The sequence below is a fragment of the Brucella thiophenivorans genome (genome assembly GCF_002252445.1).
Lineage (GTDB): Bacteria > Pseudomonadota > Alphaproteobacteria > Rhizobiales > Rhizobiaceae > Brucella > Brucella thiophenivorans.
On sequence record NZ_NNRJ01000012.1, the window covers coordinates 81,510 to 95,931 of the forward strand.

Here is a 14,422-nt window from a genome sequence, read left to right on the forward strand (position 1 = left end):
CAAAAGTGCTTAGCGGTTTTGCGTAGGATAATGCGACAAAGCAAAAACCTGAGAGAAGAAAAATGGCTTTCCGCACCCTTGATGATGTCGACGTCAAATCAAAACGCGTTCTGGTTCGCGTAGACCTCAACGTGCCAATGGCAAACGGCGAGGTAACTGACCTCACCCGTATCGAACGTATTGTTCCAACCATTGCGGAACTCTCGAAGAAGGGTGCGAAGGTCATCCTGCTCGCCCATTTCGGTCGCCCGAAGGGTGTGGCATCGGATGAAAACTCACTGAAGCATGTCGTCAAGCCGCTCGCAAAAGTTTTCGGTCATGGTGTTCACTTTGCAGAGGACAGCATTGGTGACAAGGCGAAGGCGGCAGTCGATGCGCTGAAAGACGGCGATGTTCTGCTTCTCGAAAACACCCGCTTCCACAAGGGCGAAGAAAAAAACGATCCGGAATTTGTTGCAGCACTCGCTGCCAACGGCGACATTTTCGTCAACGATGCTTTCTCGGCAGCCCACCGCGCACATGCATCGACCGAAGGTCTGGCCCATGTGCTACCGGCCTATGCAGGCCGTGGTATGCAGGCAGAACTCGAAGCGCTTGAAAAAGGCCTCGGTCAGCCAGCGCGTCCGGTTGTGGCAATTGTTGGCGGCGCCAAAGTTTCCACCAAGCTCGACCTGCTTTCCAACCTGATTGAAAAGGTTGATGCGCTGGTCATCGGCGGCGGCATGGCCAATACTTTCCTCGCAGCCCAAGGCCATGATGTTGGCAAATCTCTTTGCGAACATGACCTTGCGCATACCGCGCGTGAAATCATGGCCAAGGCTGAGAAAACCAAATGTGCGATCATTCTGCCGGTTGATGCAGTTGTGGGCTGGCATTTTGCTGCCGACACACCAAACCAGACCTATGGCGTTGATGGCGTACCTAGCGACGGCATGATTCTTGATGCTGGTGCGCTTTCCACTGACCTGATTGCTTCGGCAATTGATGATGCCGCAACGCTGATCTGGAACGGTCCGCTCGGCGCGTTTGAACTGCGTCCTTTCGATGCCGCAACCGTGAAGACCGCTCAGCATGTTGCAGAACGCACCAAAGCCGGCAAGCTGGTTTCAGTTGGCGGCGGCGGCGACACCGTTGCCGCGCTCAACCATGCAGGTGTTGCCGATGATTTCACCTATATCTCGACCGCTGGCGGCGCTTTCCTTGAATGGATGGAAGGCAAGCCCCTCCCCGGCGTTGATGTATTGAAGAAGTAAAAAGAAAGGCCCCGGAAATCCGGGGCTTTTTTCATGACTTCGGCGTCAGTTTCAGCAAACGACCCGGACTGCTATCCTCAATCAGCCAGATTGCGCCATCGGGGCCGACGGCCACATCGCGAATACGGTTTTCCATCGCAAAACGTTCAGCTTCATCAGGCTGACCATCACTGTTGATCGTCACGCGGATCAGTGCCTGCGATGAAAGCCCAGCAATCAGCGCAGAACCGTTCCAGTCCGAGAATTGCTTACCCTTGTAAAAAGCCAGCCCACCCGGCGAAATAACCGGAGTCCAGAACAACATCGGCGCTTCAAACTCCGGTCGGGTGCTGTGCCGTGGAATAGGCCTTCCGCTGTAATTGTCGCCATTGGAAACAACCGGCCAGCCGTAATTCAAACCCGGCTTGATGAGATTGAACTCATCGCCACCGCGCGGTCCCATCTCATGTTCCCAAAGTTTGCCATCGGGCGCGAAAGCAAGCCCATAGGGATTGCGATGCCCCATGCTCCATGTCAGCGCCTTCACACCTTCTTCTGACGCTTTGGGATTGTCCTTCGGCACGGAACCATCAAGGTTCATGCGCAGGATCTTGCCCATCGGCGCATTCTCATCCTGAGCCGTTGCCGGTGTCATACGATCACCAACCGACAGGAAGAGGTGCTTTTTATCTGGTGCAAATGCGATCTTGCCCCCGGGCTGCCCACCTTTGGCAACAGCCGCCTGCTTCCAGATCGTCTCAATGTCTTTGAGTTCCGCTTTGCCTTTGCTCTCCGCTAACACGGCGCGATCAAGAACAAGGCTTCCGCCCCCATTGGCTGGTGCAACATAAGTAAAATAAATCGCCTTGCTCTTGGCGAAATCAGGCGCGGGCGCCACGTCCAGAAGACCGTTCTGACCACCGGCATGCGCTTCCGGCACACCGGTTACTTCGGTCTTCTCACCTTTTTGGGTTACGACAAACATCTTCCCGCCCTTCTCGGTGAGGATCAATTTGCCGCCCGGAAGAAATGCAATCGCCCAAGGGGTGTCGAATTCTGCCACCGCTACGACATTAAAGGGTAATTCGCTGGTCGCTTCCCGGCTTCCTGCATTGATGCTTTCCGCAAATGCGGTTTGCATCGGAACGGCGATCATCGATGCAGCCAGAATGAATGGCAGGCTTAAAAGGGCACGTCGCATCTCTCCTCCTATATTTTCATACTATTTAGATGGGATTCTCCCAGACAATGTCAAAAGCAAATCACGGATTAAAGGCGGACTCATGGATAAAAATGCTGTTTTAAAGCAGCATTTTAGCTTTCAGCAAAGTGAAAGCCGACCACCAGCGCCATAGTAAATATTGCAAATGCCGCGATCTTCCAGAAATCGCCGCGCCGTTTCAGACCTGGCAAACCAAGCGGTTTGATGATGTGCAAAGCCATGAGGGCTATAAGCAGCACAGGCAGGATTTTGGTCACAAAGCACCTCTCATGCTCCCTTGTGAACGAGCGATTCGTATCCTGCAAGTCTGATCAATCTGTGATGAGATTGTGATACACTTATTCATCTTTAGTTTCATGGACGAGGAGTTGATCGGCAGAATACACTGGCCATCGGAGGAGATGAAAGGTGCATGGAGGAGACGAGGCCAACGAGCCAAATCATGCGCTTTCATCCAGTAGTTATTGCGATGCTTGAGTGAGCCCACGTGCCTGCTGAGCGCGTGCGTCTGGGAGGAACAGCATGACATCGAAATACGCCGAAACCTATGCCGCCTGGCAAAACAATTCCGAAAGGTTCTGGGCCGATGCCGCCAAGGCTATTGACTGGTTCAAGCCATGGGATCAGGTTTTTGCAGCCGATGAAGGTGTCTATGGACGCTGGTTCAAAGGTGCCGAATGCAACACCTGTTACAATGCACTTGACCGCCATGTCGCCAACGGGCGCGGCGAACAGGTGGCTTTGATTTATGAAAGCCCGGTTACAAATTCAGCGCGAAAGTTCACCTATCGCGAATTGCTCGAAGAGGTAGAAGCGCTGGCCGCTGTCATGCTCGACAATGGCGTAAACAAAGGTGACCGCGTGCTTATCTATATGCCGATGGTGCCTGAAGCAGCCTTCGCGATGCTTGCCAGCGCCCGTATTGGCGCGGTCCATTCCGTTGTCTTTGGTGGGTTTGCCGCAAACGAGCTTGCAACCCGTATCGATGATGCAAAGCCAATGATGATTATTGCCGGTTCATGCGGGATTGAGCCCACGCGCGTCGTGCCTTATCAGGCGATGCTCGACAAGGCGATTGCAACCGCACGCCACAAGGTCGAGCAATGCATCATTCTCCAGCGCGAACAGCATCCACATAATCCCGTTGCAGGCCGCGACATTGATTACCGCACATCCGTCGATGCTGCCCGTGGTCGTCACGTTCCCTGTACACCGGTTGCGGCCACTGATCCGCTTTATGTGCTTTACACATCGGGTACTACGGGTGAACCTAAAGGTATCGTGCGCGACAATGGCGGGCATATGGTTGCGCTTGCGTGGTCGATGAAAAATGTCTTCGGTGTCGAGCCGGGACAAGTGTTTTGGGCAGCGTCTGATGTCGGCTGGGTCGTCGGCCATTCCTATATCGTCTACGCGCCACTCATTGCCGGTGCCACCAGTATCCTGTTTGAAGGCAAGCCCGTTGGCACGCCCGACGCAGGCACTTACTGGCGTATTATCGCTGAACACAATGTGGAAGTCATGTTCACCGCGCCAACGGCTTTGCGCGCCATCAAGAAAGACGATGCGGACGGCAATTTCGTGCGCAATTATGATCTTTCCAAATTCCGTGCGCTCTATCTAGCCGGCGAGCGTGCTGATCCCGACACGATCCACTGGGCGGAAAACCTGCTTGGCTGTCCGGTGATTGATCATTGGTGGCAAACAGAAAGCGGCTGGCCGATGGTCGCAAATCCGCTTGGTCTTGGCTTACTTGAAACCAAATATGGCTCGCCCGCGGTTTGCCTGCCCGGCTATGATATTCAGGTGCTCGATGATGCGGGCCATGAAGTCGAACGCGGACAACTCGGCAATATCCTGATCAAACTGCCATTGCCGCCCGGTTGCCTGCCGACCTTATGGAATGCCGATGAGCGCTTCCGCAAAGCCTATCTCAACGAGTTTCCCGGCTATTATAAGACTGCCGATGCGGGCTATATGGATGAAGACGGCTATCTCTACATCATGAGCCGCACCGACGATATCATCAATGTCGCAGGACATCGTCTCTCAACGGGCGCCATGGAGGAAGTGCTTTCCAGCCACCCTGATGTTGCGGAATGCGCGGTGCTTGGCATTTCCGATTCTGTCAAAGGTCAGGTTCCCTGTGGCTTTCTCGTACTGAAATCCAATATCGACCGCGACACGCACGACGTCGAAAAAGAATGCATAAGCATGATTCGCGACTCCATCGGACCGGTAGCGGCTTTCCGGCTCGCCCTGACCGTGAAACGTCTGCCAAAAACCCGTTCTGGAAAGATACTGCGCTCAACGATCCAAAAAATCGCTGATGGTGTGGAATGGAAAATGCCAGCCACCATTGATGACCCCGCGATTCTTGATGAAATCAGCACGGTTCTTCGCGAACGCCATATCGGGTTGGCTTTCGTTTAATTTGTTTTTCGTGCATTGACCGGCGAAAGTCGCCGGTCCACTCTCCGGCAAAATTCGGAGATTAATGAATGCAATTAGAAGGCAAGGTCGCAATCATTACCGGGGCTGCGCGGGGCATTGGTTATGCTATCGCCAAACGCTTCCTTATGGATGGTGCAAGCGTTGTTTTATCAGACATTGACGGAACAGCTGCCACCAAAGCCGTCAAAGATCTGGAGCAATATGGCAAGGTACTTTCCATCGCCTGCGATGTCGGCGACAAGCTCGATATTCACAACCTGCTGACCTATGCCACCACCAATCTTGGCGAGATCGATATTTTCGTCAACAATGCCGGTATTGTGCATCAAGCCGATTTTCTCGACCTTAAGGAAGAGGACTTCGACCGTGTCATGCGCGTCAATCTTAAAGGTGCATTTCTCTGCGGGCAATCTGTTGCAAAACGCATGGTCGCACGCGTAGAGGCCGGTGGCGATGCTGGCAAAATCATCAATATGTCGTCGATCAATGCCATTTATGGCCTGCCGGAACAGCTCGCCTATTCCGTCTCCAAGGGCGGCATGAATCAGCTGACACGCACAATGGCAGTGGCACTTGCAAAATGGGGCATCCGCGTCAATGCAATAGGACCCGGCACCATTGAAACCGACATGCTGTCAGCCGTTAACAATGACGCGGATGCCCGCAAAAAGATTTTGGAACGAACACCCTTGGGCCGAATCGGGCAAGCCTCAGAAATTGCTGCTATTGCTTCATTTCTGGCATCCTCCGATTCAAGCTATGTGACCGGACAAACCATTTATGCGGATGGCGGTCGCTTGCCTCTGAGCTCAAAGGCAGCACCGCGCTTTAAACCTTGAGCGAAAGCACACAAACAGGATTACTCCTGACAGAGAGTTGTCAGGAGGACTGTGTCATAGTGGACTTATAGAGAGAGGGTAAACTATGGCATTCGCAATCGCACCACTGCTCACAATTCTCAAAGAATATAAGCGCAGGCAGGATAAACGTCGCCGTTTTGTCTTTACTCAGCGCGCACTTGACCACCTCCCCGATGATCTGCGCAAGGATATGGGCTGGCCAGATCGCTATCTGGAACAGCGCGATGCAAAACATTGTAACGGAGAATAATCTGGAATGCGCCGTGCAGACCGCCTTTTCCAGATTGTTCAGCACCTGCGTGGTGGCAGGCTTGTCACCGCGCGGCAGCTTGCCGAACGGCTAGAGGTTTCCGAACGCACCATCTATCGCGACATAGCCGATCTGCAATCGACGGGCGTTCCTATCGATGGCGAGGCCGGCGTCGGCTATATTCTGCGTCAGGGTTTTGAACTGCCGCCGCTGATGTTTACGCGTGATGAGATTGTTGCCCTTGTCGCAGGCGCACGCCTGATCAGGGCATGGGGCGGCGTTTCTATGGCGCGTGGTGCCGAAGAAGCACTGGTAAAAATCGAAGCGGTTCTTCCAAAAGACGAACGTGCCCGTATCACCAGCACACAAATCCATGCACCTTCAGCTGCAATCAGCGTCGATGAGCGCCGGGTTATCGATGCCGTTGAACGTGCTGTTGACGAAGGCACCGTGCTCAATATCCGCTATCGCGACCTTGAGGCGCGGGAAAGCGAACGTGATATTCGTCCGCTTGGCCTTTGGTTCTGGGGAAAAGTCTGGACGGTGATTGGCTGGTGCGAATTACGCAATGCTTTCCGTACATTCCGGACAGATCGCATTATCGCGGCTGACAAAGCAGGCCGCACGTTTCGTTCCGAGCGGGGCAAGACACTGGCCGATTTTTACAGGCTCATGGAGATGAGCGAGTACAATGCTTTTAAAGATTAGAGCGCACGCCGATAAGTGTGAAACGGTTTTCGGACGAGATGTACGGCAAAACAAATGGTTAGAGAGCCGATCTGATTTAATCAGATGGAGGCGCGCTCTAAAGAGCAAAAACCCGCCGATTGGCGGGTTTTTTCACATTCCATTGAAGAAAGCTTATTCTTCGTCTTCGTCGGTATTTGTGCTTTTGAGCGAAGAGAGTTTTGCGAAAACCTTATCCGCATCCAGCTCTTGTTCTTCAGGCTGCTCATCACGATAATCGAAGTTTTCGGTCGCAGATGCTGGCAGAAGCGTGCTGTCGGATTCCTGAACCGGACGATTGCGCGCTGCGCGATCAACTTCAAGATCAAGATCGATCTGCGAGCAGAGGCCGAGCGTAACCGGGTCCATTGCCGTCAAGTTAGCCGAATTCCAATGGCTGCGATTGCGAATTTGCTCGATTGTCGACTTGGTCGTGCCGACCAGACGCGAAACCTGCGCATCCTTCAATTCAGGATGATTGCGAACCAGCCACAGAATCGCATTTGGACGATCCTGACGCTTGGAAAGCGGGGTATAACGTGGTCCCTTGCGCTTGGCTTCCGGTACGCGCACCTTTGGCTCGGAAAGCTTCAGGCGATGATACGGGTCCTTCTCGCCCTTCGCGATTTCTTCGCGTGAAAGCTGCCCGGTGATGACCGGGTCTAGTCCCTTGATACCCTGCGAGGCCTCACCGTCCGCAATAGCCTTCACTTCAAGCGGGTGCAGCTTGCAGAGGCCTGCGATCTGGTCAAAAGACAAAGCCGTATTATCAACGAGCCAGACTGCCGTTGCCTTCGGCATAAGAAGCTGGGTGGCCATTAGATATAATCCTCTTGTTCGTCCGCTCCGGTAGGGCGGGCCGTGGGAAAAACCACAAATTCCGGGAAATCACGGTCTGTATATATTTTTTTTGAGCACAGAGCAAGAAACTGCTGCCATTCCATCGCATGTTCTCTTCATATGTTTTGAAATCACGCAACATCAAGCACGATTTTTCCGATGTGCTCACCACCTTCCATGCGCTCATGTGCGGCCCATGCATCATGCAATGGAAAGACCTTATCCATGACGGGTGCCACACGACGCTCAATCAGCAACGGCCAGACTTTCGCTTCCAGTTCACGCGCAATACCAGCCTTGAATTCAACCGAACGCGCACGCAACGTCGAGCCTGTATGGGTCAGGCGCTTCATCATCACGAGTGCGAAATTTGCTGTTGCTTTGGCACCATTCAGAAAAGCGATTTGTACAATGCGTCCATCTTCCGCAGCGGCTTTGTAGTTGCGATCCACATAATCGCCGCCAACCATATCGAGAATGACATCAGCGCCCTTACCGCCGGTCACCTCTTTGACCACAGCAACAAAATCTTCGTCACGATAATTCACCGCGCGATCAGCACCAAGCTTCTCACAGGCTTCACACTTGTCAGTGGAACCTGCTGTGACAATAACCTTTGCACCAAAAGCTTTTGCAAGCTGAATGGCCGTCGTGCCAATGCCAGATGACCCGCCATGGATCAGCAAGGTCTCGCCTTCCTTCAATCCGCCACGCTCAAACACGTTGTGCCAGACCGTAAAAAAGGTCTCAGGGATTGCCGCAGCCTCTTTATATCCATAGCCCGATGGCAAAGGCAGCGCATTGCTTTCATGCACCGTGGCATAGTCGGCATAGCCGCCGCCTGCCAGCAGCGCCACCACCTGATCACCGACCTTATAACGCCCGACGTCGTCACCAAGCCCAACTATATCCCCTGCAACTTCCAGCCCCGGAATGTCAGATGCACCGTGCGGCGGCGCATAACTGCCCTGACGTTGCAGCACATCGGGCCTGTTTACGCCCGCAGCGCGTATGCGCACCAACACCTCACCCGTTTTTGGAACAGGCAACGCTCGTTGCACAGGGCGCAAGACATTTGCCTCACCCGGCGCAGAGATTTCAATTGCTGTCATTTGCGAAGGCAATTTGTCCATCATGATCAAGCTCCTGTTCAAACGTCTCATTGCAGAAATACCGCACATGAAAGCGGGCTTCGTAATTCGAGATAATTCATCATCGATTTCTGAAAACATATATGCGAAGATTCAAGGTGTTAAATCTTTTCTGTCTTTATAAACGCGTCATTGACTCCGGAGGAAGGACATGAGCGAACTTGATGAAGATGCAGGAAAACCACGCAGCAGTGTGGTTTTAAGTGAAGACGAGCTGTCTTTGCTGTCGGTGATTGAAATCGACCAGCACATCGCTTTGCTACAATCCGAAATCGAACGCCTGAAAGCCGAAAGGCTCAAAAAGGGAGACAGCCGTGCCGCAGCCGAGGCGCTTTTCCGCTGATCTGCGGGAACGAGAGCGGTTCCGGTTTCATTGAAATAGTCAGAATCGCTCTATCTCTCTTTTTGTGCATTCTCCCACGTAAAGCCGATTCTAACTTTTGCTGGAAATGCTTTAACGACCAAACAAAGCAGCTTTAGAGCTGCTTCATAAAATACCGGGAACGTGATCTTGCGAATTTACATTCAGGTTCTGGCGCTGCTGTGCGGCACAGCCTTTCTTTTAATGGCTTCCGGTCTTCACGGTCTGCTGCTGCCATTGCGCGGCGGAATTGAAGGCTTTTCCGTCACTTCACTCGGTCTTCTCGGCACCACATGGGCTGGTGGCTTTGTTGCAGGCTGTCTGTTTGCACCACGCCTTGTGCGCCGTGTTGGCCATGTTCGGGCCTTCGGTTGCTTTGCTGCTTCTGCGGCAATTATCGCGCTTTTATCCGGCATTTATATCGACGCGATGATGTGGATCATCCTGCGCACCTTTACCGGCTTTTCCATGGCAGGTGCCTTTATGGTCATCGAAAGCTGGCTCAACGAACGCGCTACAAATGAATCTCGCGGCAAGATTTTCGGCCTCTACATGATGGTCAATTATGGTGCGACCATGAGCGGCCAGATGATGGTGGCAAACGGTGACATTCGTTCTGATCACCTTTTTATGATCACCGGCATATTGTTCTGTCTAGCGCTGATCCCGACTGCCATGTCGACCGCTGTCAGTCCTAAACCTCTGACTGAAGTCAAACTGGATCTCAAAGCACTTTATCGCAATTCACCAGCGGCCTTTGTCGGCTGCATTCTGATCGGCATCGCCAATGGCGCATGGGGAACACTGGGCGCGGTTTTTGGTGCAAAATCAGGCATCACAACGACCGAAATCGCATTCATGGTCAGCGTGACCATAGCGGCAGGTGCCTTGATGCAAATCCCTGTCGGACGTATTTCCGATCTCATTGACCGGCGTTATGTGCTTGCAGGTGTAGCCTCGCTTGCAGCTTTGGTCGGTCTGATGGCCTTCATCATTGGTCCAACTGATGGCAAGACCATCATCATCATGACCGGCTGTTATGGTGCGCTTGCCTATGCGCTTTATCCGGTTGCCGTAGCCCACGCCAACGATCACGCGACCTCGGAAAGCTTTGTGAAAGTCTCAAGCGGACTGCTGCTGCTTTATGGGTTTGGCACCATGCTAGGCCCTCTTTTAGCAGCGGCAGCAATGGATATTTTCTGGCCTGCCGGGCTCTTCGCGGTGACCGCACTCGCTCATATTTCGATCACAGGCCACGCACTGTTTCGCTCACGCAAGCGCGCATCCATTCCGAAAGCTGAAAAGGAACAGTTCAAGAGCATGCCTTCCGAAAAAAGCGCCACACCGGAAGCGATGCTGCTCGACCCGCGCGCAGAGACAGAAAACTAGCGCATGTCTGCCAAAAGTGGGAACCGGTTTTGGGATAAGATGTTCGCAAAAACAAATATTGAGAGCGCTTCTTATGGTTCAATCAAAACATAAAATTTTCTAACCAACAAAAAAGCAGCGAAAATTCGCTGCTTTTTACGATGCCTTCAAATAAGATTCTGTTTTATCAAAAAGATCTTTTATCAAAAAACAATGCGCGGCGGCTGACACGCAGCCGCCAACATCTTTAGCAATATAACCCTATTGATCCTCATCAATTGCGATAGATATTGCTCTCAATTAGACCCTTAATGGCGGGTTACCTGAGTCTTCAGCTTTTCTATCTGCTCTTTGAGCACGAGTTTCTTACGCTTGAGATTTACAACATGAAGATTGTCCGTTGCCGGTGACGCCAAGGCATCAGAAATTTCCTGCTCCAGAGCGCCGTGCTTCTTTTCGAGCGTGGCAAGATGGGACTCAATAGCCATCATCAGTTCTCCTTTGATTGATTTCCCAAAGGACGAAACGTTGCGTGAAGTACCTGCCAACCGCAAAGCTTCATCCGTTCACACTGCACAAATACCCGAACCACTCCTGTTTTTTCGGGCCATTTACACAGTCCCGACCACCATGAACCGCAGCCCGCTGGCAGCCGTCCATGACAGAACCGTGACACTGTGGCATGAGTTTGATCTAAAGTCGAATTTGTCGTGGTAGCATTTTCCAATCACGAAAAATGTGATAAAGGCTTCGCCAGAAACGGGTCTGCACCACTCCGGTGCGCCCGTCATATTATTTTGCAGAAACGGGGCAAACCGCATGTCCGATCAGGAACAGGCCGAAGTTAGATTGGTCGTGGCACGTCTGAAACAGGAACACGCGGATTTCGATGCAGCCATCAATGCCATGATGCAGGTCGGCTGTGATCAGTTGCGTATCCAGCGCATGAAAAAGAAAAAACTGTCCATCAAGGACAAGCTGCAGGAACTGGAAGATCAGGTCATCCCCGACATCATTGCCTGAGTATTCGATAGCAGAGAGTTTATAGCCGGGTTCCGCCCGGCTTTGTTTTTACCACACCAACAAAAAAGCTAAACAGGACGGATCAATGAGCGTGAGTGCAGACGTTGCCATCATTATGGGAAGCCAATCTGATTGGGAAACCATGCGTCATGCAGCCATAACACTGGATACGCTGGGCATTTCCTTTGACGCCCGCATCGTTTCCGCCCACCGCACCCCTGATCGCCTCGTTGCTTTTGCCAAAGGAGCGAAGGCCGAAGGCTTTAAGGTGGTAATTGCTGGCGCAGGCGGTGCCGCCCACCTTCCCGGCATGGCGGCAGCCATGACCCCTCTTCCGGTCTTTGGCGTACCGGTGCAATCCAAAGCACTTTCGGGACAGGATTCACTTCTTTCGATCGTGCAGATGCCCGCTGGCATTCCGGTCGGAACTTTGGCTATTGGCCGTGCCGGTGCAGTGAATGCAGCACTTCTCGCAGCAGCCGTTCTCGCACTTTATGACGATGCACTCGCTGCCCGTCTCGACGATTGGCGCACGGCGCAAACCGAAAGCGTTGCAGAACGCCCATCCGACGAGGTCTGATATGGCACATTCAGCATTAAAAGCGGGATCGACTATCGGCATTATCGGCGGAGGCCAGCTTGGCCGCATGCTCGCCATGGCTGCCGCTCGCCTCGGCTATGAAACGATCATTCTGGAACCACAGGCCGATTGCCCGGCGGCTCAGGTTGCAAATCGCCAGATCGTTGCAGCCTATGATGATCCAAAGGGGCTCGCAGAACTCGCAGCAGCTTCTGACGTCATTACCTATGAATTCGAGAACGTACCTGTATCAGCTGCTGACAAGCTGGTAGAATCGGCTCTTGTTTTCCCGCCACCCGCAGCACTCGAAATCTCGCAGGACCGTTTCACTGAAAAACAGTTCCTCAATGAAACCGGCATCGAAACAGCGCCGTGGCGTCTGGTCGATGATGAAGAAACACTCATTGCAGCGCTTGGCGCGCTTGGGCAGCGCGGAATCCTAAAAACCCGCCGCTTTGGCTATGACGGCAAGGGCCAGGTCCGCCTGACTTCACTAGATGAAAACGAAGTCCGTTCAGCACTTGAGGCCATCAAGCACGCACCAGCGATTCTCGAAGGTTTTGTTGCTTTCGAACGTGAAGTCTCGGTGATTGCAGCGCGTGACAGCAGTGGTTATGTCGCAATCTTCGATATCGCTGAAAACGTTCACAAGGACGGCATACTGGCAACCTCAAGCGTTCCGGCAGTAATCTCTGATCAGACAGCGCAAACAGCGCATCAAGCCGCAGAGAAGCTTCTCCATGCGCTCGACTATGTCGGCGTGTTGGGCCTCGAATTCTTCGTACTGGCTGACGGCACCCTGCTTGCCAATGAGTTTGCCCCGCGCGTGCATAATTCCGGCCACTGGACGGAAGCCGCCTGCGCGATCTCGCAGTTCGAACAGCATATCCGTGCGGTAGCCGGTCTTCCGCTGGGTGACACCGTGCGGCATTCCGACTGTGTGATGGAGAATCTGATAGGTGACGATATTGATGATGTTCCGGCGATTCTAAGAGAATCGAATGCCGTGCTGCATCTTTACGGCAAGAAGGAAGCGCGCCCGGGCCGCAAAATGGGTCATGTGACCCGCATAAAGCCCCGCGCAAGTTGATCGTTAGCAGAGGAATCTGCCTGATTCCTCTGCTAACAGGCCGCCAGCCTAAGTTTTTCCGAGGCAGGCCTCGTGAATCTGCCGCGCAGCAGTTGACATTTGGCTGAAATATTGTGTATTTCGGCCAACCCTTCGGGCAGGAATACTGCCTGTAACCAATTGGCGCCTTGGGCGCCTGTTTTTATGCAGCCCGACGGCATGTCCTGTCGATGGGCCAACCAAGACCGGTGATTGACATGAAGATCAAGAATTCGCTCAAGGCGCTCAAGGCCCGTCATCGTGACTGCCAGCTCGTTCGCCGTAAGGGCCGCGTTTACATCATCAATAAGACTGCTCCGCGCTTCAAGGCTCGTCAGGGCTAATCTTATTTCTGATTTTGCATTTGACGTTTCGCTGCGTATAATAAACATTATGCGCATGCGGAACGTTTTTGCACATCTGAACCACATCACGCTTTTATCGGCCTTCAGTGCAGCTTTGCTTGTATCAAGCCCTGCTCTCGCCGATACAAAGCCGCCGCTGACTGCCCCCCTATCGCCCGTGCAGGCAGGTGCAGTCAGCGAGCAAAAGCCTGCTCCGACTGCTGAACAAACGCCAGAAGAGCGCCTCGAAAAGCTTTTCACCGATCTCAAGCGCACCTCCGATGAAACCAAAGCACGTCGCATTACTGTGCAGATCAATCAGATCTGGTCACAGTCAGGCAGCGCTACAGTCGATCTTCTAGTGCAATGGGCAAGCAGCGCCATGCTCGAAAAGCGCTACCCGGCAGCAATCGATTTTCTTAATGAAGCCATCGCCATCGACCCGGACTACGCGGAAGCATGGAACCGTCGTGCGACAGTTTATTACCTCAGCAATGATTATGCGCATGCAATGTATGACATCAATCGCACGCTGGAGCTCGAGCCGCGCCATTATGGAGCGCTCACCGGAATGGCAGAGATTCTGCGCGCTCGAGGCCTTAAAGAACAAGCCTTGAAGGCATACGAACAGGCTCTTGACGTTAATCCAATGATGCGTGACGCGCAAAAAGGCTTGCTGGATCTCACAGACGAACTCAGCGACATCCGCACCTGATTCTCTCTAACTACCCCAAACAAAAACGCGCCCCGAAAGGAGCGCGTTTTTTCTTATCCGTGAAGCCTGCCCAAACTGAATGGGATTCGGGATTATGGTAAGCTGAAAATGGTGGAGTTTGAGAACCGGCGCGTGGCGTATTAAGAGCATAATCCGACCGGAGTGAAACGAGGATCGATAAGATTATG

The 14,422-nt window shown here is 52.9% G+C and carries 17 protein-coding genes; 12 read left to right on the forward strand and 5 right to left on the reverse strand.

The window, feature by feature from the left end:
• The first annotated feature begins 62 nt into the window (after positions 1-62).
• The gene (locus CEV31_RS03430) at positions 63-1,253 is read left to right on the forward strand and encodes a phosphoglycerate kinase (RefSeq protein ID WP_094505490.1); all 1,191 of its coding nucleotides are present in this window, start codon (positions 63-65) and stop codon (positions 1,251-1,253) included.
• Between the two features lie 31 nt (positions 1,254-1,284).
• Here the strand turns inward: CEV31_RS03430 and CEV31_RS03435 are convergent, their stop codons facing one another.
• Together CEV31_RS03435 and CEV31_RS21035 are read right to left on the reverse strand one after the other, a co-directional pair.
• Positions 1,285-2,433, reverse strand: coding sequence for a PQQ-dependent sugar dehydrogenase (locus CEV31_RS03435; RefSeq protein WP_094505491.1), 1,149 nt, complete (start codon positions 2,431-2,433; stop codon positions 1,285-1,287).
• A 113-nt stretch (positions 2,434-2,546) separates the two neighbouring features.
• Positions 2,547-2,711, reverse strand: coding sequence for a hypothetical protein (locus CEV31_RS21035; protein ID WP_169717305.1), 165 nt, complete (start codon positions 2,709-2,711; stop codon positions 2,547-2,549).
• 265 nt (positions 2,712-2,976) lie between these two features.
• On the opposite strand from CEV31_RS21035, the gene CEV31_RS03440 reads away from it, so the two are divergent.
• The 4 genes from CEV31_RS03440 (at position 2,977) to CEV31_RS03455 (ending at position 6,726) form a co-directional block, all read left to right on the forward strand.
• Positions 2,977-4,887, forward strand: a complete 1,911-nt coding sequence (locus tag CEV31_RS03440; RefSeq protein WP_094505492.1) for a propionyl-CoA synthetase — start codon at positions 2,977-2,979, stop codon at positions 4,885-4,887.
• Between the two features lie 68 nt (positions 4,888-4,955).
• Positions 4,956-5,747: an SDR family NAD(P)-dependent oxidoreductase gene (locus CEV31_RS03445; protein WP_094505493.1), complete on the forward strand. Its 792-nt coding sequence runs from the start codon at positions 4,956-4,958 to the stop codon at positions 5,745-5,747.
• 85 nt (positions 5,748-5,832) lie between these two features.
• The gene (locus CEV31_RS03450; protein WP_094505494.1) at positions 5,833-6,018 is read left to right on the forward strand and encodes a hypothetical protein; all 186 of its coding nucleotides are present in this window, start codon (positions 5,833-5,835) and stop codon (positions 6,016-6,018) included.
• A gap of 6 nt (positions 6,019-6,024) precedes the next feature.
• Positions 6,025-6,726, forward strand: coding sequence for a helix-turn-helix transcriptional regulator (locus CEV31_RS03455; protein WP_094505495.1), 702 nt, complete (start codon positions 6,025-6,027; stop codon positions 6,724-6,726).
• A 153-nt stretch (positions 6,727-6,879) separates the two neighbouring features.
• Here CEV31_RS03455 and CEV31_RS03460 read toward each other — a convergent pair whose 3' ends face one another.
• Positions 6,880-7,563 carry a DUF1013 domain-containing protein gene (locus CEV31_RS03460; RefSeq protein ID WP_094505496.1) on the reverse strand — a complete coding sequence of 228 codons (684 nt, stop codon included), beginning with the start codon at positions 7,561-7,563 and terminating at the stop codon, positions 6,880-6,882.
• Between the two features lie 152 nt (positions 7,564-7,715).
• On the reverse strand, positions 7,716-8,720 hold the full coding sequence (locus CEV31_RS03465) for an NAD(P)H-quinone oxidoreductase (RefSeq protein ID WP_094505497.1): 1,005 nt from the start codon (positions 8,718-8,720) through the stop codon (positions 7,716-7,718).
• A gap of 166 nt (positions 8,721-8,886) precedes the next feature.
• Between CEV31_RS03465 and CEV31_RS03470 the strand changes: the two genes are divergently transcribed.
• Positions 8,887-9,078, forward strand: coding sequence for a DUF1192 domain-containing protein (locus tag CEV31_RS03470; protein WP_094505498.1), 192 nt, complete (start codon positions 8,887-8,889; stop codon positions 9,076-9,078).
• 168 nt (positions 9,079-9,246) lie between these two features.
• Positions 9,247-10,485, forward strand: coding sequence for an MFS transporter (locus tag CEV31_RS03475; RefSeq protein WP_094505610.1), 1,239 nt, complete (start codon positions 9,247-9,249; stop codon positions 10,483-10,485).
• A 287-nt stretch (positions 10,486-10,772) separates the two neighbouring features.
• On the opposite strand, the gene CEV31_RS03480 is transcribed toward CEV31_RS03475, so the two are convergent.
• A complete protein-coding gene (locus tag CEV31_RS03480; protein ID WP_210190874.1) occupies positions 10,773-10,955 on the reverse strand; it encodes a YdcH family protein in 183 nt (60 codons plus the stop codon).
• Between the two features lie 328 nt (positions 10,956-11,283).
• Here CEV31_RS03480 and CEV31_RS03485 point away from each other — a divergent pair, with 328 nt between their 5' ends.
• The 5 genes from CEV31_RS03485 to CEV31_RS03510 all read left to right on the forward strand — a co-directional run bounded on the left by CEV31_RS03485 (position 11,284) and on the right by CEV31_RS03510 (position 14,234).
• Entirely contained in the window at positions 11,284-11,487 is a 204-nt protein-coding gene (locus CEV31_RS03485) for a YdcH family protein (RefSeq protein ID WP_094505499.1), read from the forward strand.
• A 91-nt stretch (positions 11,488-11,578) separates the two neighbouring features.
• Complete coding sequence (gene purE / locus CEV31_RS03490; RefSeq protein ID WP_210190877.1) at positions 11,579-12,067, forward strand: 5-(carboxyamino)imidazole ribonucleotide mutase; 489 nt, start codon at positions 11,579-11,581, stop codon at positions 12,065-12,067.
• A 1-nt stretch (position 12,068) separates the two neighbouring features.
• On the forward strand, positions 12,069-13,157 hold the full coding sequence (locus CEV31_RS03495; protein WP_094505501.1) for a 5-(carboxyamino)imidazole ribonucleotide synthase: 1,089 nt from the start codon (positions 12,069-12,071) through the stop codon (positions 13,155-13,157).
• Positions 13,158-13,393: 236 nt separating this feature from the next.
• Positions 13,394-13,519, forward strand: coding sequence for a type B 50S ribosomal protein L36 (gene ykgO / locus CEV31_RS03505; RefSeq protein ID WP_002967908.1), 126 nt, complete (start codon positions 13,394-13,396; stop codon positions 13,517-13,519).
• A 49-nt stretch (positions 13,520-13,568) separates the two neighbouring features.
• The gene (locus CEV31_RS03510) at positions 13,569-14,234 is read left to right on the forward strand and encodes a tetratricopeptide repeat protein (RefSeq protein WP_374847055.1); all 666 of its coding nucleotides are present in this window, start codon (positions 13,569-13,571) and stop codon (positions 14,232-14,234) included.
• Positions 14,235-14,422: the final 188 nt, after the last annotated feature.

Excerpts from the sequence above, each read along its gene's own strand:
- CEV31_RS03430 (WP_094505490.1), top strand. The coding sequence starts at position 63 with ATGGCTTTCCGCACCCTTGATGATGTCGACGTCAAATCAAAACGCGTT.
- CEV31_RS03435 (WP_094505491.1), bottom strand. The coding sequence starts at position 2,433 with ATGCGACGTGCCCTTTTAAGCCTGCCATTCATTCTGGCTGCATCGATG.
- CEV31_RS03440 (WP_094505492.1), top strand. The coding sequence starts at position 2,977 with ATGACATCGAAATACGCCGAAACCTATGCCGCCTGGCAAAACAATTCC.
- CEV31_RS03445 (WP_094505493.1), top strand. The coding sequence starts at position 4,956 with ATGCAATTAGAAGGCAAGGTCGCAATCATTACCGGGGCTGCGCGGGGC.
- CEV31_RS03450 (WP_094505494.1), top strand. The coding sequence starts at position 5,833 with ATGGCATTCGCAATCGCACCACTGCTCACAATTCTCAAAGAATATAAG.
- CEV31_RS03455 (WP_094505495.1), top strand. The coding sequence starts at position 6,025 with ATGCGCCGTGCAGACCGCCTTTTCCAGATTGTTCAGCACCTGCGTGGT.
- CEV31_RS03460 (WP_094505496.1), bottom strand. The coding sequence starts at position 7,563 with ATGGCCACCCAGCTTCTTATGCCGAAGGCAACGGCAGTCTGGCTCGTT.
- CEV31_RS03465 (WP_094505497.1), bottom strand. The coding sequence starts at position 8,720 with ATGATGGACAAATTGCCTTCGCAAATGACAGCAATTGAAATCTCTGCG.
- CEV31_RS03470 (WP_094505498.1), top strand. The coding sequence starts at position 8,887 with ATGAGCGAACTTGATGAAGATGCAGGAAAACCACGCAGCAGTGTGGTT.
- CEV31_RS03480 (WP_210190874.1), bottom strand. The coding sequence starts at position 10,955 with ATGATGGCTATTGAGTCCCATCTTGCCACGCTCGAAAAGAAGCACGGC.
- CEV31_RS03485 (WP_094505499.1), top strand. The coding sequence starts at position 11,284 with ATGTCCGATCAGGAACAGGCCGAAGTTAGATTGGTCGTGGCACGTCTG.
- CEV31_RS03495 (WP_094505501.1), top strand. The coding sequence starts at position 12,069 with ATGGCACATTCAGCATTAAAAGCGGGATCGACTATCGGCATTATCGGC.
- ykgO (WP_002967908.1), top strand. The coding sequence starts at position 13,394 with ATGAAGATCAAGAATTCGCTCAAGGCGCTCAAGGCCCGTCATCGTGAC.
- CEV31_RS03510 (WP_374847055.1), top strand. The coding sequence starts at position 13,569 with ATGCGCATGCGGAACGTTTTTGCACATCTGAACCACATCACGCTTTTA.